The 24,893-nt window shown below is 74.1% G+C and carries 19 protein-coding genes and 2 tRNA genes; 6 read left to right on the top strand and 15 right to left on the bottom strand.

Annotated elements, in window-relative coordinates; all coding sequences use genetic code 11:
• Positions 1–5 precede the first annotated feature (5 nt).
• Positions 6–485 carry a hypothetical protein gene (locus HC251_RS24235; protein ID WP_219943186.1) on the bottom strand — a complete coding sequence of 160 codons (480 nt, stop codon included), beginning with the start codon at positions 483–485 and terminating at the stop codon, positions 6–8.
• A 338-nt stretch (positions 486–823) separates the two neighbouring features.
• On the opposite strand from HC251_RS24235, the gene HC251_RS24240 reads away from it, so the two are divergent.
• Positions 824–5,584: an AAA domain-containing protein gene (locus HC251_RS24240; RefSeq protein WP_219943187.1), complete on the top strand. Its 4,761-nt coding sequence runs from the start codon at positions 824–826 to the stop codon at positions 5,582–5,584.
• Positions 5,585–5,648: 64 nt separating this feature from the next.
• On the opposite strand, the gene HC251_RS24245 is transcribed toward HC251_RS24240, so the two are convergent.
• The 3 genes from HC251_RS24245 to HC251_RS24255 all read right to left on the bottom strand — a co-directional run bounded on the left by HC251_RS24245 (position 5,649) and on the right by HC251_RS24255 (position 8,338).
• The gene (locus HC251_RS24245) at positions 5,649–7,118 is read right to left on the bottom strand and encodes an ADP-ribosylglycohydrolase family protein (protein WP_219943188.1); all 1,470 of its coding nucleotides are present in this window, start codon (positions 7,116–7,118) and stop codon (positions 5,649–5,651) included.
• On the bottom strand, positions 7,115–7,270 hold the full coding sequence (locus HC251_RS24250; RefSeq protein WP_219943189.1) for a hypothetical protein: 156 nt from the start codon (positions 7,268–7,270) through the stop codon (positions 7,115–7,117). Before HC251_RS24250 ends, HC251_RS24245 begins: the two co-directional genes overlap by 4 nt.
• Before the next feature lie 114 nt (positions 7,271–7,384).
• Positions 7,385–8,338 carry a hypothetical protein gene (locus HC251_RS24255; RefSeq protein WP_219943190.1) on the bottom strand — a complete coding sequence of 318 codons (954 nt, stop codon included), beginning with the start codon at positions 8,336–8,338 and terminating at the stop codon, positions 7,385–7,387.
• 188 nt (positions 8,339–8,526) lie between these two features.
• Here HC251_RS24255 and HC251_RS24260 point away from each other — a divergent pair, with 188 nt between their 5' ends.
• A complete protein-coding gene (locus HC251_RS24260) occupies positions 8,527–10,503 on the top strand; it encodes an SEC-C metal-binding domain-containing protein (protein WP_219943191.1) in 1,977 nt (658 codons plus the stop codon).
• A gap of 109 nt (positions 10,504–10,612) precedes the next feature.
• Here the strand turns inward: HC251_RS24260 and HC251_RS24265 are convergent, their stop codons facing one another.
• From HC251_RS24265 to HC251_RS24290, 6 genes are all read right to left on the bottom strand, one after another.
• The gene (locus tag HC251_RS24265; protein WP_219943192.1) at positions 10,613–12,079 is read right to left on the bottom strand and encodes a hypothetical protein; all 1,467 of its coding nucleotides are present in this window, start codon (positions 12,077–12,079) and stop codon (positions 10,613–10,615) included.
• Between the two features lie 554 nt (positions 12,080–12,633).
• Entirely contained in the window at positions 12,634–13,002 is a 369-nt protein-coding gene (locus HC251_RS24270) for a DUF5615 family PIN-like protein (protein WP_219943193.1), read from the bottom strand.
• Positions 12,999–13,229 carry a DUF433 domain-containing protein gene (locus HC251_RS24275; RefSeq protein ID WP_219943194.1) on the bottom strand — a complete coding sequence of 77 codons (231 nt, stop codon included), beginning with the start codon at positions 13,227–13,229 and terminating at the stop codon, positions 12,999–13,001. The genes HC251_RS24270 and HC251_RS24275 overlap by 4 nt, the downstream gene beginning before the upstream one ends.
• A 49-nt stretch (positions 13,230–13,278) precedes the next feature.
• Positions 13,279–13,677 (bottom strand): hypothetical protein, encoded by a 399-nt coding sequence (locus tag HC251_RS24280; RefSeq protein ID WP_219943195.1) that lies wholly within the window; start codon positions 13,675–13,677, stop codon positions 13,279–13,281.
• Positions 13,678–13,765: 88 nt separating this feature from the next.
• A tRNA-Arg gene (locus HC251_RS24285) sits at positions 13,766–13,839 on the bottom strand.
• A 27-nt stretch (positions 13,840–13,866) separates the two neighbouring features.
• Positions 13,867–14,112 (bottom strand): hypothetical protein, encoded by a 246-nt coding sequence (locus HC251_RS24290; protein ID WP_219943196.1) that lies wholly within the window; start codon positions 14,110–14,112, stop codon positions 13,867–13,869.
• Between the two features lie 99 nt (positions 14,113–14,211).
• Here HC251_RS24290 and HC251_RS24295 point away from each other — a divergent pair, with 99 nt between their 5' ends.
• The gene (locus tag HC251_RS24295) at positions 14,212–15,129 is read left to right on the top strand and encodes an alpha/beta hydrolase (protein WP_219943197.1); all 918 of its coding nucleotides are present in this window, start codon (positions 14,212–14,214) and stop codon (positions 15,127–15,129) included.
• Between the two features lie 13 nt (positions 15,130–15,142).
• Here HC251_RS24295 and HC251_RS24300 read toward each other — a convergent pair whose 3' ends face one another.
• The 3 genes from HC251_RS24300 to HC251_RS24310 form a co-directional block, all read right to left on the bottom strand.
• Positions 15,143–18,976 (bottom strand): SCO7613 C-terminal domain-containing membrane protein, encoded by a 3,834-nt coding sequence (locus tag HC251_RS24300; protein WP_219943198.1) that lies wholly within the window; start codon positions 18,974–18,976, stop codon positions 15,143–15,145.
• A 403-nt stretch (positions 18,977–19,379) separates the two neighbouring features.
• Complete coding sequence (locus HC251_RS24305; RefSeq protein WP_219943199.1) at positions 19,380–20,369, bottom strand: acyl-ACP desaturase; 990 nt, start codon at positions 20,367–20,369, stop codon at positions 19,380–19,382.
• 161 nt (positions 20,370–20,530) lie between these two features.
• Positions 20,531–20,887, bottom strand: coding sequence for a transglycosylase SLT domain-containing protein (locus HC251_RS24310; RefSeq protein WP_219943200.1), 357 nt, complete (start codon positions 20,885–20,887; stop codon positions 20,531–20,533).
• 244 nt (positions 20,888–21,131) lie between these two features.
• Here HC251_RS24310 and cas5 point away from each other — a divergent pair, with 244 nt between their 5' ends.
• Positions 21,132–21,443 (top strand): CRISPR-associated protein Cas5, encoded by a 312-nt coding sequence (gene cas5 / locus HC251_RS24315; RefSeq protein ID WP_219943201.1) that lies wholly within the window; start codon positions 21,132–21,134, stop codon positions 21,441–21,443.
• 86 nt (positions 21,444–21,529) lie between these two features.
• Here cas5 and HC251_RS24320 read toward each other — a convergent pair whose 3' ends face one another.
• Entirely contained in the window at positions 21,530–22,177 is a 648-nt protein-coding gene (locus tag HC251_RS24320) for a hypothetical protein (protein ID WP_219943202.1), read from the bottom strand.
• Positions 22,178–22,305: 128 nt separating this feature from the next.
• On the opposite strand from HC251_RS24320, the gene HC251_RS24325 reads away from it, so the two are divergent.
• Positions 22,306–23,823: a glycosyltransferase family 39 protein gene (locus HC251_RS24325; RefSeq protein ID WP_219943203.1), complete on the top strand. Its 1,518-nt coding sequence runs from the start codon at positions 22,306–22,308 to the stop codon at positions 23,821–23,823.
• Positions 23,824–23,946: 123 nt separating this feature from the next.
• Here HC251_RS24325 and HC251_RS24330 read toward each other — a convergent pair.
• A tRNA-Ser gene (locus tag HC251_RS24330) sits at positions 23,947–24,035 on the bottom strand.
• Between the two features lie 197 nt (positions 24,036–24,232).
• Here HC251_RS24330 and HC251_RS24335 point away from each other — a divergent pair.
• Positions 24,233–24,871, top strand: a complete 639-nt coding sequence (locus HC251_RS24335; protein WP_219943204.1) for a hypothetical protein — start codon at positions 24,233–24,235, stop codon at positions 24,869–24,871.
• Positions 24,872–24,893: the final 22 nt, after the last annotated feature.

Consider the following 24,893-nt stretch of genomic DNA (forward strand, 5'->3'; position numbering starts at 1 on the left):
GTCGCTCACACCGGGTGCGAGATCACTCGCGGGTCGGATGTCATCGGGGTTTTGGCGAAGACTCGATGCCCGTTCACCGTAGGGACGTACTTCGCGTGCTCGACCACGACGTCGTACGGGATCTCCCACATCTCCAGGACGTCGAGCTGCGCATCGAAGATAACGGCGACCAGGGCATCGAACTCCCGCATCTCAAGCTTCCGGAGGAAGCCGAGCTGCCGGCTCGCGTTCTGCTTGGTGAGGCGGCGCGACTTGACCTGGTAGCGCCGACCGTCAGGTCCTTCGGCGTCGTAGCCCCGCGCCACCTTGGGCGCGAGCGTCAGGCCGAGTCGCTTCGCCACCAGCGCCTCTGCGATGTCGGCGACCGGGTTGTTCGACGACCGAACGAGGTCTCGACGACGCATCTCCTCCATGGCGATCGCCCAGATCCTGGGAAGGTCGTCGTCTGCTGCGCTGCAGATCAACGAACGGATCTCGTCGGTCATCGTGTGGGCCCTCCCGCCGCAGTGATCAAGAACGCCTTCGGCGCTTGCAGAGTGGAAGTTAGGCGTCTGAGGGCGACGTCGGGGGTGGACTCGCGGTGGATGAGCCAGGCGAGCGCGGCAGTCCCCTCGGCCGCCGACGGACCTCGAACCCCTGATGGCCCTGTTGGGATCGGTCATCACAGTTGGGGGACGTCCGCTGACTTCATCCGACGGGGTCGTTGGTCGATGGTAGGCACACGCCGTTGAGGGTCTCAGCCCACGTGATCTGACGGCGGACCGGTGGCCGGTACCTTTGCCGGCGTCGGTCGAGGAGGGGTGACGTGACGACTCAACGAGATGTGACCGAGCTGCGGGCGTCCCTGGTGGACCCGACGGCCAGGCTGATCGAGTTCCTCCGACGGCTGGCGACGATGCGTCACCGGCCGGTCGTCGACGTGGCCGACCACCCACTGGTCCTGTGGCTCGCAGATCTCCCGGCGGGCGTCCACCTCGACCGTGAGGCGACCGGCGGGGAGCCGCTTCTGACCATCGAGCCCGTCCCCGCTGAGCCCCCGCCCCCGCTCCCAACCTTGCTGGCTGGGTGGATCGACCCAATGGCGATGGGCGACTCAGCGGGCGGTGATCCTCCGCTGCGTCGCCCACCCGGTGGCCCTCAGCCGGTGCCACCGGACCCCGACCCGGAGATCCCGCCTGACGTCGTCGTCGCACACCGGCGGTGGCTCGACACCTGGCGTTCGTGGGCGGAGGTCGACCGCCGCACCGCGCCCCATCGAGCTTGGTACGACGACTTGTCCAACGCCTACCAGCAGCTCGATCAACACTCGGACGAGGTCGAGCTGGTCATCGCCACCGGGTTGGTGTCGTGGTCCAACGGCACCCGTCGACCGGTGCACAGTCACCTCCTCCAGACGCGTCTGGTGGCGACGGTCGACCGTCGCACCGGCACGATCCAGATCGGGATCGACCCGGACTCCACCACCCGCCTCGGGGACAAGGACCTTCTGGACGGCTTCGACGGCTTCCTCCCAACCCGGGCCGACTCGGTTCGCCAAGACCTCCGTCAGGCTGCGCCGCACCCGCTGGGAGACGAGACCAAGGAGCTCCTGGATCGTTGGACCCAGCTGTCGGTGCAGGGGGCACGCGCTTACGAGCACGACGAGTGGGCGCCGTCCGACCCGCCAACCGACGGTGAGCCAGCACTCGTCCGGCTGGCTCCGGCGATCGTGCTCCGCCAGCGCGACGCAGCCTCCCTCGTCGCCTACTACGACCGGATGCTGGAGGTCCTGTCGGGCCCGGCGGCAGTCGCCCCCATCGGAATCGCTCAGCTCCTCGCGGCCCTCGAACCCGAGGAACGTCAGGAGTGGCTCGCCCTGGAAGGCGCGACGGGGTCACTCTCGGCCGACCCGCTGTTCCCCCTTCCGTCGAACGAGCAGCAACGACAGATCATCGAGCGACTGCGCACCGACAACGGTGTCGTCGTCCAGGGCCCGCCCGGCACCGGCAAGTCGCACAGCATCGCCAACCTGATCGCCGCTCTCCTCGCCCAGGGCCAGCGTGTTCTCGTGACAAGCCAGAAATCCCAGGCCTTGCGCGTCCTGAGGGAGAAGCTCCCGCCCGACATCGCCGAGCTCTGCGTCTCGATGACCGACATCGCTCGCGGCGGTTCGTCGGAGCTCAATCGCAGCGTGAGCGCAATCTCCGAACGCTTCGCCGACCACGACCCGGCCGTGCACCAGCGGAAGGTCAACGACCTCGCGGCCCAACGCCAGGAGATCCGCGGCCGAGTCGCCGAGCTGGAGGAGAGGATCAGGTCGCTGCGCGAAAGCGAGACCTACCAGCACCCGCAGGTCGCTGTGGGCTACTCGGGCACCCTGGCATCGATGGCTGTGCAGGTCGCCCGCGACCGTCACCTGCACGACTGGACGCCCCGTCCGTACCCGCCCGAAGCGCCGATGGCGGCACCGCTCTCGGCGGCCGAGCTGGGCGAGCTGAGGCGACTCCTGCTCCGCTCGTCACCCGAACGGTCTGCTCGTGCCAACCAGATCCTCCCGACGGTCGAGTCGTTGCCCACGACCGTGATGGTCCGAGGCTGGGTCTCGTCCGAGGCAGCAGCGGCCCGAGTTGCCAGCGAGACAGCGACCGACGTCTCTCGCCGTCTCGGGAACCTCGACCAGGATGGGGTCGGGCGTCTACGGGAGCTGCTTGCCTCCGGCACCTCTGCGCTGGAGCCCGCCGGCTTCATGGCGACCGGCGGCGCGCCGTCCGACTGGCGACGGACGGCCCTCGAGTCGTTGCTCACGGCGCGTGACGCCCTCGTGTGGCACCAGCTGCTCGACGTCATCCCCGAGATCGACCGGGCCAAGGAGCTGATCGCGTGGCTCGGGCTGCGCCACGTGGTGCTGTCACCCGAGGTCGTCGCCTCACCCGAGGCCGCCGGCGGCGTTCGCCAGGCGGCGGCGGAGCTGCGTGATCACCTCGCTGCCGGTGCGACGCTCCGACGCCGCATGCCGAAGCCGGTCCAGCGCGCCGCGCAGCCGATCATCGACACCACAACCGTCGACGGTGTGCCTCCCACCACGCCCCAGCTGCTCGACGTGGTCATCGCCCAGCTGGACTGCGAGCAGATCGCCGCTGCGCTGGGACGGCGATGGGCTGAGGTCGGTCTCCAGCTAGACCCATCGGCATCGCTGCGGATGAGGATCGGACAACTCTCAGATGCTGCCGACGCTCTTCGCTCGCTGGTGGCCTTCGTCGCGACTCGGGACGACGTCCGTGCGCTATTGCAGGCCGGCCGGGCGGACAGCACCCTCAACTCAGTCGCAGACTGGCGTTCGCTCGAGGACGCAGTTGATGCCGTGCGCGCACAGCTCGAGGCCGATGCCGCCACTCGTGCGGTCGACGAGCAGGTCGAGGTGCTGTCCCGCCACGCCGCGTCAGGGTCCGCACCTCCTGAGCTGGGACGGCTTGCGAGCGCACTCGCCGGTCGACACGTCGACGAGTACGAGTCGCTCCTGGCCGCGATCGCCTACGCCCACGAGGAGAAGGACGAGCAAGTTCGCGCCGACGAGCTGCTCACTCGCCTGCACGAGGCCCATCCCGGCCTGGCCCAGATGCTCGAACGGACGTGTCAGGACACGGCGTGGGAGGGCCGGGTCGGCTCGTTCCCCGAGGCGTGGGCATGGGGGATGGCGTCCACGTTCATCGAAGGACAACGACGGGAGGGGCTCGACATCGAGCTCGAGTCCCAGCTGGCCGATGCGGTCAGTCGGCTCGAGACCGCCACGGCCAAGCTCGCCGCCGAGGAGGCCTGGGGAGAAGCAATGGCGCGCATGGATGCACGCCAAGCACAAGCGCTCCATGTGTACCGACAGGCGATCGCCGACCGTGGCGCCGGCAAGGGCCGGTACGCCCACCGCTACGAGGCCGCCGCCCGGGAGGCGATGGTGGCGGCGCGGGGAGCCGTGCCGGCTTGGATCATGCCGCTACCGGAGGTGCTGGAGACGGTTCCTCCGGATCAGAACAGCTTCGATGTGGTCATCGTCGACGAGGCCAGCCAGGCCGGGCTCGAGTCGTTGTTCCTGTTGTGGCTGGCGCCGCGAGTGATCGTGGTAGGTGACGATCGTCAGTGCACCCCGTCCCAGGTGTCTCACGGTGAGCTCCAGCCGATATTCGACTCGCTCGACGAGCACCTGCCCGACGTGCCGAAGTACCTCCGGGTCGCCTTCACGCCGCGGTCGAGCCTGTTCAGCCTGCTCACCACGCGGTTCGGCTCGGTGATCCGCTTGCGGGAGCACTTCCGGTGCATGCCCGAGATCATCGGGTGGTCCTCGCAGCAGTTCTACTCCGATGCACCACTCATCCCCCTGCGACAGTTCGGGGCTGAGCGGCTGCGCCCGCTCGGTGTGAGCCACGTCGAGGGAGCGTTCGTCGAGGGATCGGCGACCCGCGTTCGCAACCCCGTCGAGGCGAGGGCCATCGCCGAGCACATCGCGAAGCTGCTGGACGATCCTGCGTACGACGGGAAGACGTTCGGCGTCGTCGTCCTCCAAGGCTCGGGCCAGGTGCACCTGATCCGCGACCTCCTGCACCAGCAGATCGACGCCGCTGAGTGGGAGCGACGTCGTCTGCGGGTCGGCTCTCCGCCTGACTTCCAGGGCGATGAGCGTGACGTGATGGTCCTCTCGATGGTGGTCGCGTCTCCACCGCGAGCGGTCACGATGCTCGACTGGCAGCGTCGGTTCAACGTTGCGGCGAGTCGCGCCAAGGACCAGATGTGGCTCTTCCACTCGGTGACGCTCGACGGTCTCGGGCCATCCGACCTACGGCGCAGCCTCCTGACGTACATGCAGCGCCCCCCGGTGGTCGATGCGGCCGGTCAGGTCGACGACGTGCGAGATGATCAACCCCACCCGCGCTTCGACTCGCTCTTCGAGCAACGGGTGCACAACCGGATCAGGGCCAAGGGCTACGCAGTGACCCCGCAGGTCGAGGTGAACGGTCGTCGCATCGACCTCGTCGTCACGGGCGCCAAGGGCCGGCTGGCGGTCGAGTGCGACGGCGAGGCCTGGCACTCGACCGCCGAGCAGCGAGCCGAGGACCTTCACCGTGAACAGGAGCTCAAGCGAGCCGGTTGGCGGTTCTGGAGGGTGCGCGAGAGCGAGTTCTACCTCGACCCAGAGCGTGCCCTCGCACCCCTCTGGTCCGCGCTCGCTGACCGCGGGATCGAGCCGTACGACCACCTGAACACGCCCGACGAGGCCACGAACGCAGGTGATTCGAGCGACGCCAATTGGTCTCCCTCGCCTCTGTCCGACATCGAGGGAGCAGACGGGATGGAGGACATGCTGGCGAGCGATGACGGGTTGGTGCTCCAGTCACAGCGTGTCGACCAGTCGCCATCCCGTCGGCCCGCCATGGCGGAGCTCGGGATCACGCCGCAGTCCCCGGCAGCGGGTCCTGCAACGGTGCGTCCGGCGACCTCGGCTGAGGTCAGGATCTGGGCCCGCCGACGTGGCCTCCGGGTCGGCGAGAGGGGCCGCCTCCACCCTGATGTCATCCGTGCATGGAACGAGGCCAACCCGGATCGACCTCTGTCGTAGCGCAAGCGATCCCGTCGTCTTGCGGGTCCTGGCACTGTCGAACAGGTCACAGTTGGAGTCGAGCTCAGTTGGTCGCGGCCTCAACCAAGAACGGCTTGGGGCGGTTGAGCGCAGCAGTAACGGTCTCCAGCGCCTCGTCCGCGGTGGCGCCACGGAGGACGAGCCAGGCCAGCGCCGCCGCCGGGGTGCGGTTCTGGGCCTGGACGCAGTGGACGAAGGGGCGCCTGCCCTCGGCCACCCACACCTCGAGCTGGGCGGCCAGGTCATGGAGGAGGAAGCGGACGTTGGGGTTCTCCTCCGGCGTGGAGTCGATCAGGCCGAGGACGTGGTGATCGACATCGGGCGGGGCGTCGTCATCGCCCATGCGGCACAGGCTCACGACCACGTCGCACCCCTCGGCTGCGCCCTGCCCCATGGCGTGGACGTTGCCGAACACGACACCGTCGAGCTCGACGGCCAGGGGCTCGGCCGGCCAGACCTCCCGGTAGTGCGGCAGCATCGTCGCGGTCCTCAGCCAGTGGTCCGCGCCGACCCGACCGCCGGCGTACGCGAGCCGGGCCCGGCGCTCGAGGTCGATGGCGTCGGAGCACAGCTCGTCCTCGTAGGTCACCACCCCGTGGACGAGCCGACGCCAGGCCAGCGGCACGGCGGTGCCGCCCCACCGGGCACCCAGGAGCGCCCCGGCGATGGCCGCCACCGTGTCGGTGTCGCCCCCCGCCCGCACGGCGGCGGCCAGGGCGTGCTGGAGGTGCGTGCACGGCTCGGCGTCGGTGGGCACCGGGGTCGAGGTGATGGCGGCCACCGCAGCCTGGAGGGCGTGGACGACCCAGCCGTTGTTCGGGAAGTCGGTCGGCCGGGCGCCGAGCGCCTCGTCGATGCGGGCCGACCAGACACCGCGACGGACGACGGGGAGCAGCTCGAGGCCGGAGCGCAGCCCGCCCGCCCAGTCGTAGGCAACGTCGGACGGCGGGGCGTGGTGGACGGCGTGGTCGATGGCGACGCACCAGAGCACGCAGGCGTCGATGCAGTCGTCGGTGGCGTGGGTGAGGGCCGACACCTCGACGGCCAGGCGGGCGATGGCGGCCGGGTCGCCGGGGTGGGACAGGGCCACCGGCCCGGTGCGCATCAGCGAGCCGTTCCCGCTGGCCTGCCGGTTGCGGGCGGCGATGGCCGCCGCCGCCTGGGCCAGCGGCGGACCCGAGGAGAGCACCTTCCGGGTCTGGCTGCCGACGTCGGCGGGCTGGGAGCTGAACCAGTCGAGGAATCCGTCCTCCGCGGCGAAGACGACGTCCGGCGAGGCACCGGCCAGCGGGGAGAGGACGGCGAGCGCCATCTGCGTGTCGTCGGTCCACTCGCCCGGCGCCCAGCCGAACGCACCGCCGCCGGTCATCTCGACCACGACGGAGTCGTCGAGGGCGGGGCCGAACTCGTAGCCGGCCCCGAGGGCGTCACCGCACGCCGAGGCCAGCACCACGCCGGCGGCCCGGTCGGACCGCACCGCCTCCGGGACGACCGAGGTGAGGGGCCCGCTCACGACGCCCCCACCAGCTCACCCACCGACGCGGTGCGGGGGACGCCGATGCGGACCGGGCGGCAGGGGACCGGGGCGTCGGTCCACACCGGGAACACGGTGAGCGGGCCAACGACGCTCGGAGCGCCGACGTGGAGGACAGGTGTGACGGGCATGGTCCCTCCCAGGACGGGAGGGCGCCGAGGTGACCGACCCGACCGAGCTGGTCGCACCGGGTCGGTCTGTCCCTCCCCACCGCACATCATGCAGAGGGGGTGTGACAGTGAGCCTCAGCCGTCGAGGTAGCGGGCGGCGAACGGGTCGGCGACGGACCGGCGCAGGTCCGGCGAGGCGACGACCTGCTCCAGGGTGCGGCGGTCGAAGGTGGCGTCGTCGACGAGCAGGGCGCGGTAGCGGGCGATGGCGTCGTCGAAGCTCACGTTGCCGGCCGGGTGGAGGATCACGAAGCGCCCCCAGTCCCATCCTGCGCTCGGGTGCTGGAGCATCGACAGCAGCAGGAGGTGGTCGAGCCAGACCTGCACCAGGGCCCGGTCGTCCTCGCCGATCCGGGCGGGGATGTCGTCGACGAACGCGCCGGAGCGCTCGGTGACCTCCCGGTAGCGCTCGGCGTTGTCGGGCCGGGGGACCTCGGGCTTGGCCCACTCGTGGTACTTCGTCTCGACGCCGACGATCCCGCGTCGCCCGCCGCCGAGGTCGAGCAGGAAGGCGACGTCGAAGGCGCTCCGGTTGCCCAGGTAGGCGGGGTCGCCGCGGCCGGGCGAGTGCTCGAAGCGCACCTCGGCAACCCGGCCAGGGGTGTCAGGCCAGAGGTCGTGCACCAGGTCGTCGGCGAGGGCCAGGTCGGCCCACGCGGGGCCGAACAGGTTGAAGCACAGCGGCATCGACGAGAGGAGGTCGCCCCAGAGCCGCCTCGTGTTGAGCGTCTGCCACGGCTCCTTGTGGGCGATCCGGTGGCGAACAGCGTCGTGCGCAGCCGGCGTGAGGAAGTTGGCACCTGTGGCCACGGCGTGGTCGTGGTCGATGCGGCTGCCGATCGGCCGTTCCCCGCCTCCACGGGCGGCGGGCACGGACTGCGACCCGATCGGCAGCCCCTGGGCCTCCCGCCAGTGGGCCTGGCGCAGGCGCAACGTCCGCCGGAACGCCGTCATCTCCGCGCCGGGCACCCGGTCGACGCCTTCCCACACCTGCGCCGCCTCCAGCTCCGCCCGGCTCGGTCCGCCCATGGCCCGAGCCTGCCACCGATCGGCCCGGGATGTGGCGGCGCCGGGCCGGTCCAACCCTGCGATGTCGCGGAGAGAGGACGTGACGAACGGGCGAGAGCGGGGTACGCAGCGCCCGAGGGACGCGGCCGCCCTCTCCCGCACGGGGCCACCGACCGCCGGACATCGACTCCCACGTTCCGGAGGCTCCCATGCTCGACGACGACACCCTGCTCGACCGCGCCCTGGCTGCGCTGACCACGCCGCTCACCCGGGCCGAGCTGGCCACGGCCCTCGACCTCGCCCCGCACGGCCACGAGGCCGAGGCGGTGATCGACGAGCTGCTCATCGGTCGGCGGGCGGTCGACGTCGGCGACGGTCGCATCGCCTTGGCCGCCGGGCTGCTCGACGGCCTCGTGTCGTGGCATCGCCTCGAGCCGGTCGAGGCGGGGACCCGTCGCCTCGCCTTCGGGGTCGACGGCCTGATCGCCCTCGACCTGGCGCCCGATCCGTTCGACGTGCTCGTCGGCGACGTGGCCGTCGAGGTCGACCCGCCCGACCTCACAGACGGCGACATCGACCGGGGGCCCTCGGTGCAGATCCCCGACGACTGGGCCCCTCACCTCCGGGCGGGAGACCTGGTCGCCCTCGTCCTCGACGGTGACCGGGTGCGGCTCCGCTCCGAGGACGAGGTCCCGCCGCGGATCGCCGGCGCGTCGGACGAGATCGCCGTCGGCGCTCTGGCGTCGGCCCTCACCGCAGCCGCCGCCGTCGCCGGGGCGCCGCTCACCCACCTGCGCGACCGGGACCGCCCCCCGGAGGACCAGTGGGTGCTGGACCTGTCCGAGGCCGGCCCGCTCCTCCTGGCCGACCACCGCGGTGCTCTGCGCGGCCTGGACAGGTTGCCGCTGCGCGAGGCCGTCGCCCGGGTGGGCCTGCAGGTGAGAGGCGGTGTGGTCGCCGGCCCGGCGGTCGACCGGCGACAGCTCGAGACCTACCTCGTGGGCCGGATCGTCTTCCCCGACGCCCCGTGGGAGAGGAGCCGCGAGGTCGAGGCCTGTGGCATCGCCTACGGCGCCATCGCCGGGCCCGAGACCGACACGTACGACGAGCGGGCGACGGCGAGGGCGCTCGACCAGCTGCTCCGCTCGCCCACCGTCGCCGACGCGATGGTCCGTCACCTGCGGCTCGTGAACGCCACCGTGGTCGGCGTGGCCGAGCGGCGCATCCGGACCGTGCGGCGCAAGTACCGGCAAGCTCCCGGCCCGGCGTGGGTGCACGCGTCGCTCCTGCTGCGCCAGGCCCGAGCCCACGATGCCCGGCGGGTGCTCGAAGGGGTCGCGAGCGCCATCGGCGTCGACGGCGCTCACGCCGAGTGGCAGCTCGCCCTCGAGTGCGCCGCCCACCTCCGCTTGGTCGCCGGCGACCTGAGCGGTGCCATCGAGGTGCACCGTCGGGTCGGCGCCGACGTCCTCGCCGACCGCCTCGACACCTGGGACCCGCCGCCACCCGACGTCGGCCGGAACGACCGGTGCCCGTGCGGATCCGGCGCCAAGGCCAAGCGGTGCTGCCTGGGCTCGCCGACGCCGCTCCCCCTCGCGGGCCGGACTGGGCTGCTCTGGGAGAAGATCACCGGCTGGGCCCTGGGCCAGCAGATCCTCAGCTTCATGTCGACGATGATGCTGGGCCGGCTCACCGCCGTGTACGGCCTCGACCCGTGCACGGGCTTCGACGCCGCCTTCGACGCCGTGCTGCTCGAGGGCGGCGGGGTGGGCGCGGTGCTTGACGAGGTCGGCGGCCTGCTGCCGGACGACGAGCAGGACCTGGCCGTGCGCTGGCGCCACGGTCGTCACCGGCTCTGGCACGTCCAGCCCAGCGAGGGGGCATCGCCGGTGTGGCGAGACGTGATCAGTGGCGAGCGAGCGGTGGTCGCCGGGCGGTTGGACCACGTCCGTGAGGTCTCCGGTCTGCCGCCGGTCGGCGCCCACGTCGTCGCCGCCCTGCTCCCGGGACCGCTCGGCCACCACCTCGTCGGGGCACCGGTGGCGGTCGTGGCCGCCGACGTCACCGAGGTGCGGGACCGCATCGCCGCCGGCCCCGACGTCGTGGCGCTCGTCGTCCTCGTCGCCGACCTGCACCGCCGAGCGGCCACCGGCGGCGACCCCGGCGGGCTGAGCGACGCCGCCTGACGGTCTTCGGCTGTCCAGCCCGAGGCGTGACCGGCAACGAAGTCGGGGTTCTCTTGAGGGTCGAAGGCTCACCGACAAGGCTCCGCAGCGGTCCAGGCCGCGCCCGGGATCAGTCGAGGGTGGCGAACCAGCGGCGGTTCACCGGGAGGGTCCGGCTGAGGACCTCCTCGTCCTCCAGCAGCGTGAGCACGGCCCGACGCACGTCCCGGTCGAGGGGGCGGTTGGCCAAGCCGAGCATCTGCACCACCTGCGGGGTCGGGTCGAGGTGCAGGCACCCGACGAGGCGGGATCCGGCGAACAGGCCGACCAGGGTGGCCGACCCCTCCACCACCGCCGGCCCGAACGTCCCGACGCAGCTGCGCAGAAGGCGGCCCCACCGCTCGAGGTCGCGAACCGTGCGGGGGAGGACGAGCGTGACCCCAGCCCGCTCGCTCCCGTCGACGGCGGCGGCCCACGACGGCATCGGCAGCGCAGTCGCCGGGACGACCGGGGCGGTGGCGGCCGGGGCGACCACCATCCGCTCGGTGAAGCGACCGTGAGGGGTCGGACGGACGACGGCACGGGGGGTCGCCGTCGGTGCGGACGGCAGGGGCTCGGCCGCGAAGAGGCGTGGGCTCCTATCCCCGTTCCCTGCGTCGGGCCCGGCCGCGGGCAGGGCGGGGTCGGCTCGAGCGGCGATGGCCTCGGTCTCGGTGGTGCGGGCTGGCGGGCGGCGAGCCCGTCGCCGGCGGACGGGTGGGGACGGGGCCGGCGGCGCGGTGCGCACGAGGGAGCGGCAGTGGTCGAAGAGGCCGACCAGGCCGGACGGCAGACGGCCCTCCAGCCGGGGCTCCACGTCCGGCCAGATGCGGGACAGGGCCACGAGGTCGTCGATGCCCGACGCCGTCGTCCCGGCCTCGGCCAGGAGCCGCCGCGCCCGGACCGGCCCCAGCCGTCCCACGACCGGACGGACCGCCGCCACCTCGTCGACCGTCAGCGTGCGGTGCGGCGGGCCCGACCAGGTGAGCTCGTCGAGCAGAGCGACGATCCGGTCGCCGTCCAATACGGTGCGGCCGGCCACCGCCAGGGCGAGGGCGGCCAGCCCCGGCGGACGGGGCCCCGACCCCTCGCCGGCCAGCGCCCGGGCCATGGCCCCGACCGTGGGGCGCGTCGCCGAGGCCCCGAACGCCCGGCGCGCCCCGTCACCGGCCCGACGGCAGGCCACGATCGGCACGGCCCACCGGGGCACCTCGGCGAGCGGCGTGCAGCCGGCGTCGTAGGTCGCCCCGAGGAGGGGGAGGGCGGCGCCGCCCAGGTGCCCGAGGAGGCCCAGGCCGTCGTCCTGCGGCGCCCACCCATCGCACCGGGACGCCACCCGACCGAGCGACCGGCGCACGTCGTGCCCCACCGCCGCGAGCGACGTCCGACCCTCGGACGCGGCATGGTCCAGGCACGCCACGACCGCGGCCGGGTGGGCGCTCAGGTCGACGCCGACATCGGGCCGTCCGAACATGGCCCGCACCACGACCCGCCCGGCCTCCGGGACGAGGCGCACCGCCGGCCGCTCACCCACCCGCACGACCTCGGCCCCGTCCACCCGTCCACCCCTCGGCACCCGGCCAGGACACCACGTCCCGGGCGGACGAACAAGTGTCCGCCGGTGTCCTCCTCGGCGTCGGTCAACGGGGGTGCGATCGAGGTGTTCGGAGCCAGCGGCAGACGGGGACATCTCCCGCTCGGCATCACGACGGCTGCCGCCCACGGTGCGCTCCAGGCAGCGGCGCCGGACGTCGGCCGATCGCCCCAGGTAGACCTTGATCCGCCAGGCCTCGCCGCCCCGGTGTTGCACGTGCCCTCAGCGAGGACCTCTCGTTGGCCATGACCCGTCGGGATGGCCGACGGATTGCCACGAGAGGTCCGGTTCGAGGCGATGGTCAGGTCGTCGAACCCGATGACCTGCACATCCTTGCGCGCTCGGAGGGACTCGAACCCCCAACCTTCTGATCCGTAGGCGGATCCCGTAGGTCCGTCTCGTGTTGTCGCGTGCCGCTCTACCAGGTCAGGTGCGGTGCGCGATCCGGCGAGTGCGACCGAATCCGGCTCGGTGACGCCTGGTGGTTGCCAGAGGGATTGCCAAGCGTCGAGGACTCCTCATCGGATCGGAAGGTCCCTGATGGCGAGCCGGGTGGGGCTCAGCGAGACGATGACACCCCGGTCGAGGTCTTCGGCGATCTGCGGGAGGTTGGCGACGAGGAGGTCCGTGTGCACCTCCGCAACGAGCTCGGCGACGTGTCGGAGGTGCACCACCGAAGGGCTCTTCGTCCGCCGCATCGCGAGCAGCGCACCGAAGTCGCTGTCGGCAGTCACCACGACGAGGCCGTCCTCCGCGGCTCGATCGAAGATCTCGTCGTCCGTCGCCGTGAGAAGGTCGAGGTCCGCGACATGGACCGCGTCGAACCCGGCTTCACGCAACGATTCGGCAACGCGTGGCGAGAGGTTCGCGTCGAGCAGCAGCCTCACGCCGGCCGGGCGACCGGCACCTCGCGCTCGTTCACCGCAGCAGCGGCGTACTCGAGAGCGGCGAGCACGTCATCGCGCTCGAGGTACGGGTAGTCGGCCAGGACCTCGTCGGTCGTCCGGCCGGCGGCGAGCTGGCCGAGGACCATGCCCACCGTGACCCGCGTGTCGCGGATGGTCGGCAACCCACCCATGCGGGCCGGATCCACGACGATGCGCTCGAACGTCATGTGGCAAGCCTACGACGGCCTCGGTGTCGACACCGCTCCTCCACCCGGCTCAGAGGGTGACGCCCTCAGCGAGGACCTCGTCTCGTAGCCGCTCCTCGAGCGAGTCCGGCGTGCCGACGTCGACCTTCACTCCCAATGCCTCTTCGAGCTCGGCGCCTATGGCGAGGATCTCGATCGTGCGGGGAGCGACGCTGGCGCGCTTCACCTCCAGCCAGCGGTCGAGCAGCTCGCCGAACGTCATCGGCGCCGCACCCGCGTGGCGGCCCTCGTCGACCTCGACGGCCAGGCGGGCCATCCCCCGCTCGGCGTCGCGTCTGGTGCCGCGCACCGTCCGCTCCAGGTAGCGCTTCCGGCCGTCGGCCGAACGCCCCAGGTAGACCTTGATCCGCCAGGCGTCGCCGCCGCGGTGTTGCAGGTGCCCTCGCATGAGGACCTCCTCGTTGGCCATGACCCGCCGGGATGGCCGACGGATTGCCAAGAGGGGTCCGGTTCGAGGCGATGCTCAGGTCACGAACCCGATGACCTGCACATTCTTGCGCGCTCGGAGGGACTCGAACCCCCAACCTTCTGATCCGTAGTCAGATGCTCTATCCAATTGAGCTACGAGCGCAGGGATGCAGACCCTACCGGACCCGCTCTAGGGCGCTCCACCCAGCTTCCGCCGCAGCCAGCGGCGCACGAGGGCGAAGGCGGCGGCGACCACGGCGAAGAAGACGACCACGGCCACCATCCCGGTGCCGGCGCCCCGGGCCGCGCCGGCGGCGCCGGCCCAGAGGAGCACGAACGGCACGAGCACGAGGATCGCCACCACACCCACCCAGGCGCGGTTGGGCGCGTCGGCGGCGGCTGGCTCGTCGTCGTCCCAGTCGTCCCATGCGGACATGACCCGAGGCTACGGCCGCTGTGCTCCGCTCGGCCGAGGACGTGGCAACACCTCAGCGTCGCACTCCCGGCCTGCCGTCCGGCGTGGGACGATCGGGCGGTGAAGTGGGCGTCGGTCGTCGTGGCGATCACCCTGGTGGTTGCGGCCTCGGCGTGCACCCCGCCGTCGCCGGCACCGCCGGCCGTGACGTGCACCAACCGCACGACCCGTACGACCCGGGACATCCCGTACGCCTCGGTCCCCGGCGTCGACCCGGCGCTCCTGGCGCTCGACCTCACCATCCCGGATGCCCGCGAGGGGTGCGGGCCGACGCCGGTGGTCGTGTGGGTGCACGGCGGCGGGTTCGCCGTCGGCGACAAGGCCAACGGTGTCGACGCCATGGAGGGATGGGCCGCGGTGCAGGGCTGGGCGTTCGCCAGCGTCAACCACCGGCTCTCACCCCGTCCACCGTCCGACGACCCGGATCGGGTCCTCCACCCCACCCACGTCGGTGACGTCGCCGATGCCGTCGGCTGGCTGGTCGACCATGCGGCCGAGCGCCGCCTCGACCCCGAGCGGATCGTGCTGGTGGGCCACTCCGCCGGTGCGTTCCTCGTCTCGATGCTGGCCACCGACGACCGCTACCTCGCCGACGCCGACGTCGAGCTGAGCCAGGTGCGGGCCGTCGCCAGCCTCGACACCCGCTACGACATCGTCACCGAGATCGCCGAGGGCGGGGCCACCGCCGAGGCCATGTACCGCAACGCCTTCGGCGACGATCCGGCGGTGTGGCGCGACGCCTCGCCGCTCACCCACGCCGGGACCAGCCCGGATGAGCCGCCGTTCGTCGTCGTCACGCGCGGCCAGCCGGCCCGGGTCGAGTCCGCCCGCACGTTCGCCGCCGCGCTGGACGAGGGGACCCTCGTCGACGCCTCGCCCCTCACCCACGCCGAGGTGGGCGACGCCCTCGGCGAACCGGGCGACACCGTCATCACACCGGAGGTGACCGCCGCCTTCGAGGCCGCGCTCCGAGCCTGAGCCCCGCCCTCGCTCAGCGGAGGCGGGTGAAGGCGTCACGGGCCTGGCGCAGGTCCTGGCGGCGCTGCTCGAAGGTGGCGCCGACGGCGAGGAGCACCAGACCGGCCACAGCGAAGGTGACGTACCGGGGCAGCTCGACGCTGACGGGCCCGAGGTGGCGCACGGCCAGCACGCCGACCGCCGTCGCCCCGATCGCCAGCGGGGCCTGAAGGCGGGCGGCAGCGCCCCACACGGCGGCAGCGGTCCCGAGAGCGACGACGGCGACGGTGCGCACCGGGTCCGGGTCGACCAGGGCCAGGACCGTGGTCGGCCCGGCGGCGGCGACCAAGCCCACGCCGAACCGCTCCCACGACCCGAGGCCGCGGCGGGCGCCGACCACGCCGCCCACCAGCAGCGCCCACGCCGCCAGGGGGACGGTGTAGGCCTCGATCACGTCGACCTCGGCCCGGCCGGTCTGGATCCACCCCAGAACGACGGCAGCGGCGGTGGCGACCAGCCACGCCGGCCGGCGGCTCGGACGCAGGGCGGCGCCCGCGGCGGTCACGCCCACCACGGCGACGAACGGGCTCAGCTCCAGGACCGAGCCGACCCCCAGCGCGGCCACGGTCGTGCCGGCCAGCGCCACTGCGACCATGACGTCGACCACCACGGCCGCGCCCGCCTCGCCCCGCCGCTCGAGCACGGCGGCGATCGGTGAGGCCACGGCTGCCGCCAGGGCCACGGCCAGCGGGCCGGAGGGACCCGGCGCCTCGAGCACCCAGGCGTCGAGGGCCACGCCGCCCAGCACCACGCCCAGCGCCGCTCCGACCCAGACCGATGCGTCGGGCGAGCGCCGCAGCACCTGCTCGACGGCGAGGGCCGACACCACCACGCCCACCAGCACCGTCCACCCGATCGCCCACGGCGTCGACGCCACGGCGACGGCGGTGCCGAGGAGGGCGACGACGCCGGCGGCGACCAGCAGCTCGGGGTCACGGGGCCGCAACCGGACGACGGTGCCGACGGCCAGGACGACCACGCCCAGCCCGGCGACGGTCGCGGCCACGGTCAGGCCGGCGGCCACGGGCACGACGGCCAGGGCGGCCACGCCGACGAGCACGCCGAGCGCCCGGCCCACCCGCCGGCGCAGGAGCCCGACGGCGCCGACCACGCCGGCGACGGCGAGGAGCTGCACGACGGTGGCACCGCCGGGGACGTCCGCCCCCGAGCGCTCGAGTGCCGGGCGCAGCCAGTCGACCACGACGACATCGGCCCCGACGCCCGGCGCCTCGGTGGCCCGCTCGACCAGGGCGGCGACGACCGTCAGCACCGTCATGGCCGGGACGACCGCCAGTGCCGCGGCGGCGACCAGGGCGACGCCGACCGGGGCGGCCCAGGGCCGCTCGGGATCCCGGACGGACAGCGCCGCCGCTCCCAGGGCGACGACCGCGGCGCCGGCGAGCACGGCCGCCACCCAGCCGTCGGCCTCGAGGCCACCGGCGGCCAGCGCCACGCCGAGCAGCACGGGCACGACGGCGGCACCCAGCCCGACCGCCGCCGACGGACGATCCGCTCCGGCCAGCGCCGCCCCCACGGCGAGGGCGGCCAGGGCGGCGAGCAACGCCACCGACCCGGCCGGGCCCGCCGCCGGCGTGTCCAGCCACCCGGCCAGGCCGAGGAGCGTCGCCCCGGCCACGGCCGCGACCCAGGCGGTCGCCCCACCGGCGACCAGCACCGAGCGCACCCGCCTGGGTTCGACCAGCGACGCGAGCAGGGCGGCGGCCAGCGCCTCACCGATCAGCACGGCGACCAGCAGGCTCGGCGTCGCCTGGTCGACGACGGCCAGCACCACGGGGAGGAAGGCCAGTCCCGTCCCGGCGGCCACGACGTCGGTCCGGCGCACGACCGTGCCCACGGCGATCGACGCGCCGGAGAGACCGGCCATCACGGCCAGGGCGCCGAACCGGTCGACGGGGTCACCGCCGGTGATCTCGGCGACGGTCAGCACCACGGTGCCGAGGGCGGTCGCCGACCAGAGCGCCCACCCGCCGACGGTGGCGACGCCCCTCTCGGCGACGGTGAGGAGGCCGTCCCGCCCGGCCAGGCCGAGGGCGACCACCGCCTGCACGGCGGCGACGGCGAGGAAGGTCGTGGCCGACCACGGCTCGGCCGCCACCAGCAGGGCCGGGGCCAACGCCAGGGCGGTCCCGGCGGCGCCGAGGAGGTCAGCCGTGGGGTCGCCGCCGGTCGCGGCCCGGGCCGGAGGACGACCCTGCGGGCGCTGGCCTCGACCGACGCTCCCTACCCGGCCCATGGTCGCCGCCCGGCGGGCGAGGGTGATGGTGGCGGCGGCGAGCACGGCCAGGACGACGGCCGACACCCACGGGGTGGTGCCGGGGGCCCGGTCGCCGACCTGGTCGAGGGCCAGCACGAGGCCCCCGGCGGCAGCGGCCACCCAGCACACCGGTCCCCCGGTGCCGGCGACGGCGGTCTGGGCCCGGCTCAGGACGCCGAGGCCCACCGTGCTGGCGGCTAGGGCGACGAGCGCCTGGACGGCCAGGGTCGCCACGACGACCGTGGGCGAGCCCGTCCCGACGGCCAGGAGAAGGGCGGGGACGAAGGCCAGCGCCACGCCGGCCCCGTCGACCACCTCGGCGACGCGGGGCGCGTCGCCGGTGAGCTCGTCGACCTCGGCGGCGGGGGCCTGGCGCCGCACGGCGGCCAGGGTGGCGATGGCCAGGGCGGCGAGGACGGCGGCCGGGCCGACGGGGTGGGCCACCGGGTGGGTGGCCAGGCCGGCCCCGGCCACGACCAGGGCGCCGGCCACGGCGGTCAGCCACGAGCCGGCGGCGCCGACGGCGACGACGGCCCGGTCGAGGCGACGGTCGGCCAGCCGGACGGTCAGGACCCCGGCCCCGACGGCCTGGAGGGCGAGGGCGGCGACGACGGCCATCGGCTGGTCGCCGGCCGCCAGCACGAGCGGCACGAAGGCGAGGGCGGTGCCGGCCAGGGCGAGGGTGCGGATCCCCGTGCGCCGCCCGGCGGCGATGGTCCCGCCGGCCACCAGGGCGAGGCCGCCGACCCACGCCCACTGGGCGGGGACGACGCCGTCGAGGCCGACCCGGGCGACCTGGACGTCGGCCAGGGCCAGGGCGACGGTGACGGCACCCAGCGACTCGGCCGTGGCCACCAGGTCCCGGCGGCGGCAGGCGACGGCCCCGGCGCCGATCACACCGGTCAGGCCGACGACGAGGGCGCCCTGGGCCCAGGCGGCCAGGTCCGACCAGCTCACGGCGGCGAACACGGCCACGGCGGCGACCAGGCTCAGGGCACCGAGCCCGACGAGCACCTCGGCGGCGGTGAACGAGGGGCGGGGTCGGCCGAGGCTCGGTGGTGAGGTGGAGGGCGGGGTGGGGGGCGCGGTCGTCGCCGCGGCTGCGGCGGTCGGGGCCGACGTCGGCGCGCCCGGCAGCGGGGGGACGGCGGTCGGGGCGCCGACGGGGGCGGGCGACCACGGGGCAGCGGGGGCCGGGGGCGGGGCGACGGCCGGAGCGGGGCCGGGGACGCTCGCGGGACCCCGGTCATGGCCCCGGGTGGGCTCGGGGGCCGAGGGCGTCGGCACCGACGGCCGGGGAGCGGGACCGCTCGCCGGCGCGGCCGGGGCCTCGGCGTCGGTCAGGAGGCGGCGGACCAGGTCGTTGCGGATCCGGCACAGGTCGAACAGGTCGTGGTCGACCCGCCAGAGCGTCTCACCGTCGGGGCCGGAGAACGTCGCCCCGCAGCGGTCGCAGCGGGTGGCGCTCAGCCGGTCGGAGCAGATCGGGCAGGTCGTGGCCGACGGCGGGGGGAAGGACACGGTGCGGGGCATGGCCCCACCGTCCGCCGATCAGCCCCGGCCGGGGACCCGGTGCCGCCCCCACGTCGCCCTGGGGGGTCACCTATGGCGTGGCCGACGACCTCGTCCTGGTGTCGTTCGGAGCCAGGCACGCAGTGACCGTCGTGTGACACATCCAGGCTGGTCGGGCCAGGTCACGGCGAGCCTGGCACCTCTCGACCGTCGCAGGACACATCGACCTGGTGGTGCGCCTCACGACCTCCGCAGGACAGATCGACCTGGTGGTGCGCCTCACGACCTCCGCAGGACACATCGACCTGGTGGTGCGCCTCACGACCTCCGCAGGACACATCGACCTGGTGGTGCGCCTCACGACCTCCGCAGGACACATCGACCTGGTGGTGCGTCTCTGGACTTCTCAGGACGCACCGGCGGGTCAGGCGTTGGTGAGCTCGGGCTCGGGCTCGGGGGTGGGGGTGCCGACCTCGTCACGGGACGGGGTGGCGTCGCCGGTCCGGGCCCGCTCGGCGGCCTCGGTCTCGGCCCAGCGGTCGGCCAGGCGGCGGCCGGCGCGGCCGACGCGGTCGATGCGCTTGAGGAGACGGGCCCGGGAGGCCTCGGCCTCGGGGGTCAGGCCCTCGAGCTCCTCGAGCGCCCAGTGGCGGACCACGACGGGCACGAGGATCTGCTCGTGGTGGACCTTGAGGTCGTAGATGCCGGCCTTGGCGATGGCGAGAGCGTGGCTGGCGAAGTCCTTGATGCCGGTGCCGGGCATCTCGAACTCGGTGACCTGGCGCTCGATGGCCTCGACCACCGGCGACGGGTCGATCTCGAGGGCGGCCGAGACCAGGTCACGGTAGAGCAGGTGGTGCAGGTTCTCGTCGGCACCGACGCGGGACATCACGGCGTAGCCGGCGGGGTCGTCGAGCAGCTTGCCGGTGGAGCGGTGGGCGATGCGGGTGGCCAGCTCCTGGAGGGCGACGTACACGAGACCGTCGACCGGGGTCTCGGGCTCGGGGACCACGCCGTGGGACACCTGGTGCATCCGGGCCCGCTCGAGAGCGACGGGGTCGACCATGCGGGTCACGGTCAGGTAGTCGCGGATGACGATCGAGTGCCGCCCCTCCTCGGCCGTCCAGCGCCGGGCCCACGTGCCCCAGGCGTCACCGTCGCCGAACATCCGGTCGATGGTGTGGAAGTAGTACGGGAGGTTGTCCTCGGTGAGGAGGTTCACGAACAGCGAGCTGCGCACAGCGTCTGGCAGCGGGGCCTCGTCGCCGGACCACTCGGAGGTGCCGGTGGCCTCGCCCACCCGGTCCCACGGGACCAGCTCGTGGGGGAACCACTCCTTGGTCTTGGCCAGGTGGCGATCGACCAGGCGCTCGAGGGTCGGGGTCAGCTCGGCCAGCAGGGTCGCGTTCTCCATCCCCCCACCCTACCTACCGGTCGGTAGGGCGAAACGATCGGGTCCGGTGACACCTGGCCCACCCCCCGGTCGGGGGACCATCGGGGGGCGGCCGAGACGCGCCGGAGGCGGCGCCCCCGGGGGGACGCCGCCTCCGATCAGACCTTCAGGTGCGGGCCGCCTCAGGCGTACCGGCAACCCCAGGGGCTCCAGCTACCGCCGGCCTGGTCGAAGATGCGCTTGGCGACCCGGGAGTTCACGTAGGGGTCGTAGATCTGGGTCCAGCTGTAGCCCATGGCCTGGACCATCGGCTTGTGCACGGTGTTGATCTGGAACAGGCCGTGGTTGCCGCCACCCGGGCTGACGGCCCGGGGGTTGAGGCTCGACTCGCAGTCGGCGACCCGCACGGCCTTGTCGTACTGCGAGCCGAAGCTCTGCTGGATCGCCGTCCTGACGCTCGTCTGCTCGTCGCAGGCGCTGAGGCCGGCGATGAGCCCGATGACCAAGGTCAGGGAGAGGGCGAGGCGCTTCACGTACATGGGCTCCTTGAGAGTGCGTCCCGCCTGCCCCCGGCCCGTCCCTGCGGCGCAGGATCTGACGGGGAGAGCGGGGGGGCCCGGACGAGCGTCGGTGCTCGGTGGGGGAGGGCTCCCCGGCGGCTGAGGGCGTCAAGATATGACGGACCGGTTACGAAACGCAAGATCACGTGACGTGATCGGGGTCACACCGGCTCGGCCGGGCCCCTCCGGGGGCGGGCCGGGGGGCCGCCTACGCTGCCCGGTCATGGCCCTCGCGCCCCCCTCCCGACCCGCCCTCGCCTGGTTCGCCGTCCTCGACGGCGGGGTCGCCGCCCTGTCGGTCCTGGCCCTCAGCCCGGCCGCCTACGACGCCGCCCGCCGGACGGTGCCGCTCCCGAGCCGAACTGCACTGCAAGGGCTGCTGGGCCTGACGGGAGCGCTCCACGTCGGCGAGGCGATCTACGCCCGGCGCACCGCGGCCCGCCACGGGCTCGCCGTCGGCCCGTGGACGCGCCAGACCTTCGTCGTCGGGTTCCCCTCGCTGCTCGCCCTGCGCCGGACCATCGCCGCCACCTGAGGCCGCCGTCCCGCAAGCGACATCGTCGTCACCTCGGCGTCACACACCGCGCCCGGCGGTGCCCTCGCCGCTCGGTCGGGGTGACCTCAGCCGGCGGCGAGGACGACGGCGGCGCCGAGCCGGGCGCCCAGGTCCGCCGCCGGCGCCCGCACGGCCGGCGTCGCCCGCAGGGTCTCGGTGGGCTGGACGAGGGCGACGACGACGTCGCCGGCGTCGGCCGGGGGCGGCGCTCCCCCCTCGGCGACCGGGTGCGTGCTGGCCACGGCCTGGCCCACCACCCGGCCCAGGCCGAGCGGGGCGACGGCGACGCCCTCCGACCGGGCGGCACCGCCGGGCCCGGCCGCCATGGCCGGGGCGACGAGGACCAGGAGGGCGACCGCCGCGGCGGCGCCGAGGGCGAGACGCCGGGCGACGCGCCTGTCGAGGCGCTGCGAGGACCGGGCCCGGGCCGCGGCGACGGCGCACCGGGGCGGGGAGACAGGTGGACGTCGGACGTCGAATCGCCAGCGAATCGCCGTCCGACGGGCGACCCCGGGCGACGACGGGGTCGCCGCGGGGCTGGCGGGGGTCGCGGCCGAGCTCGCCGGGAGCGGCTCGGCGGCGGTCTGGGCCAGGGCCGCGAAGGTGGCGTCGTCCAGCACCGGGACGGCATCGAGGGTGGCGGGCTCGGTGAGCAGCAGGCGGCGTCCCGCCGGGCTCGACGGGCTCGCCCAGGGCGACGTGGTGGTGGGCACGGGACCTCCGTAGGACGACCCTGTTGTCCCACCGACCCCTTGGAGATCGGTTGTGGTTCGCTGGAGCCGCCCGCGGCACCGCCGTCGACGGGTCTCGGCGCCGGCCGGGGGCAGTAGGTTCGGCGCCGGTGGAGGCCACCGCGACCCGATCCCGCCGCGGTCTGGTCGCCCTCGTGGCCACCGTCGCCGTCGTCGCCGTGGCCTTCCTCGTGGCGGTGGCGCCGTGGGCGACCGACGACTTCGGCTACTCCCTCGACGGGTTCAACGGGGCGGCGTGGGGCCTCGGCGCCCGGGCCCTGGCCGACGACCCCCTCGACAGCCGGCTCGGCGGCGTCCGCCCCGAGGGCGACCGCTACGCCAACCACCCGCCGCTCACGGTCTGGAGCGCGGCGATCGGCAGCGCCGTCTCGGGCGACGAGCCCGCCGCCGTCCGGGCGCCGGCGCTGCTGGCCGGTCTGCTGGCCCTCGCCGTCCTGGCCCTGCTGCTGCACGACGCCGGGCTCCGACCCGCCGCCACCGCCGCCGGCGTGGCCCTCGCCGGGACCAGCGGGATGTTCCTCACCTACGGGGCCATGCTCGACACCCCGGTCGTCTCGCTGCCGTTCGGGCTGCTGGCCCTCGCCGCCGCCCAACGGGTGTGGCAGCGCCGCCCGCCCCCGACGCCGGCCCTCGTGGCGATCGGGGCCGTGGCCGCCCTGGCCGGCTGGCAGTCCGCCCTCGCCGCCGGCCTCGGCGGCGCCACCTGCCTCCTCGCCGCCCCGGGGGAGGGCCCGTCACCCCGGCGTGGTGCGGTCGCCCTCGGGGCGGGGATCGCCGCCGGCGCGGCCGTGACCCTGGGCTGGGCGGCCTGGGTGCACGGCGGGCTGCGGCCGCTGATCGACCAGGCCGGTTTCCGCAGCGGCGTGCGTCGGTCGGACGCCGCCGCCGGCTGGCTCGACCGCCTCGGACGCCACCTCGACGACCTCTACGGGCCGGCCCCGGTGCTGGCGGCCATCGCCGTGGCCGTGGCCCTCGGGCTGGTCGCCGGCCCCGGGCGGGCCGACGGGACGCGGTGGTGGCGGCCGGCCGGCCTGCGTCCCGTCCTCGCCGTCCTCGTGGTGACGGTCGTGGGCTACACGCTGCTGTTCCGCAACGGGGCCGCCGTGCACGACTACTGGACCTACTGGGGCGTCGCCCTCGTCGGCGCCGGCGCCGCCGCCGTGGTCCAGGTGCTGACGGCCGACGACCGATCACCGCTGGCCCGCCTCCCCGACGGGATCCGGACCGGGGTCGTCGGGGTCGTCGTCGTGGCCCTGGCGGTCGCCGGGTACGGGCGCCAGAGCGGCGCCGAGACCCGCATCCGCGAGGGCCTCGACGTGATCCCCGTGCTCGAGCAGGTCGACCGGCCGGACCGGCCGACCCAGGTCGTCGTGGCGGTGCGGGGCTCGTCGGGCGAGCTGCCCTGGGTGCACCACATCGTGCACGGCCGGGCGGTGACCGCCGACGACGTCGCCTCCCTGCGCCGGCTGCCCCCGGACCTGCCGGTGCTGGTCATCCTGCGGGGCCCGCCGTCGCCCGCCCTCCGGGCCCTCGCCACCGACGTCGACGAGGACGGCCGGTTCCTGCTCGTCCCCGCCGGGGACCTTCTCCGCCACCTCGGCGGCTGACGGCGGGGCGCACGGATGGTGCCTGGCACCATCCGTGCTGCACGCCGTGGTGGGGCCGGGCGCGCAGCATCCCAGACCGGATCGCCGGGGTGGAGCCCGGCTCACAGATCTGGGATGCCGCAGCGGAGAGGGTGGGATTTGAACCCACGGTGGGTGTGACCCCACACCTCCTTAGCAGGGAGGCCCGATCAGCCTGACTCCGGCACCTCTCCGTGACCGCCGATGGTACAGGCCCGGCGCCGCCGGCTCGTCTCGGAGGCGGCGCGGGCGCTCAAGCGGGGCACAAGGCCGCCACAAGGGGGCCCGGCGAGGGTGGCGCCATCCCACCGGGGCGGCCGGCATCCCCCTGCCGGTCGCCCCCCTCACTCTCACGGCCGCCACCCGGTCGCCGCACCACCCAGGAGCACCCATGAAGAAGTCCCGGACCCGCACCGCCGGGCGCGTCGCCCTGGCGACCGTCCTCAGCGCCGGCCTCCTCCTCACCGCCTGCGGTGACGACGACGACAGCACCGCCAGCGACGACACCGCGGCGGAGACCACCGAGGAGTCCACCGAGACCACCGAGGAGGCGCCCCTCGACGACGCCACCACCGAGGTCGAGGACGGCGTCCTCACCGTCGAGCTGGTCGACTACGCCTTCGAGAACCTCCCCGAGTCGGTGCCGGCCGGGACCCAGCTCGCCGTCGAGAACACCTCGACCGAGGAGTTCCACGAGCTGATCGCCTTCCGCCTCCCCGACGACGAGGAGCGCACCTCCGACGAGCTCGTCGAGCTCCCCGAGGACGAGCTGATGGCGCTCTTCGCCGGCCCGCCCGCCACCGTCTTGCTGGCCGGCCCCGACGGCGGCGAGCAGACGGCCGCCGTCGGCGACGGCACCCTGACCGAGCCCGGCCGCTACGTCCTGTTCTGCTCGATCCCGACCGGCGCCGACCCGGCCGAGCTCGAGGCCCAGGCTGCTGACCCCGAGGCCGGCCCGCCCGCCGAGGACCCCGACGCCGGCCCGCCCCACTTCGTGCACGGCATGCACGCCGACCTCGTCGTCGAGTAGTCCCAGCCCCGACGACGACGAC

This window comes from Iamia sp. SCSIO 61187 (assembly GCF_019443745.1).
Classification (GTDB): Bacteria; Actinomycetota; Acidimicrobiia; order Acidimicrobiales; family Iamiaceae; genus Iamia.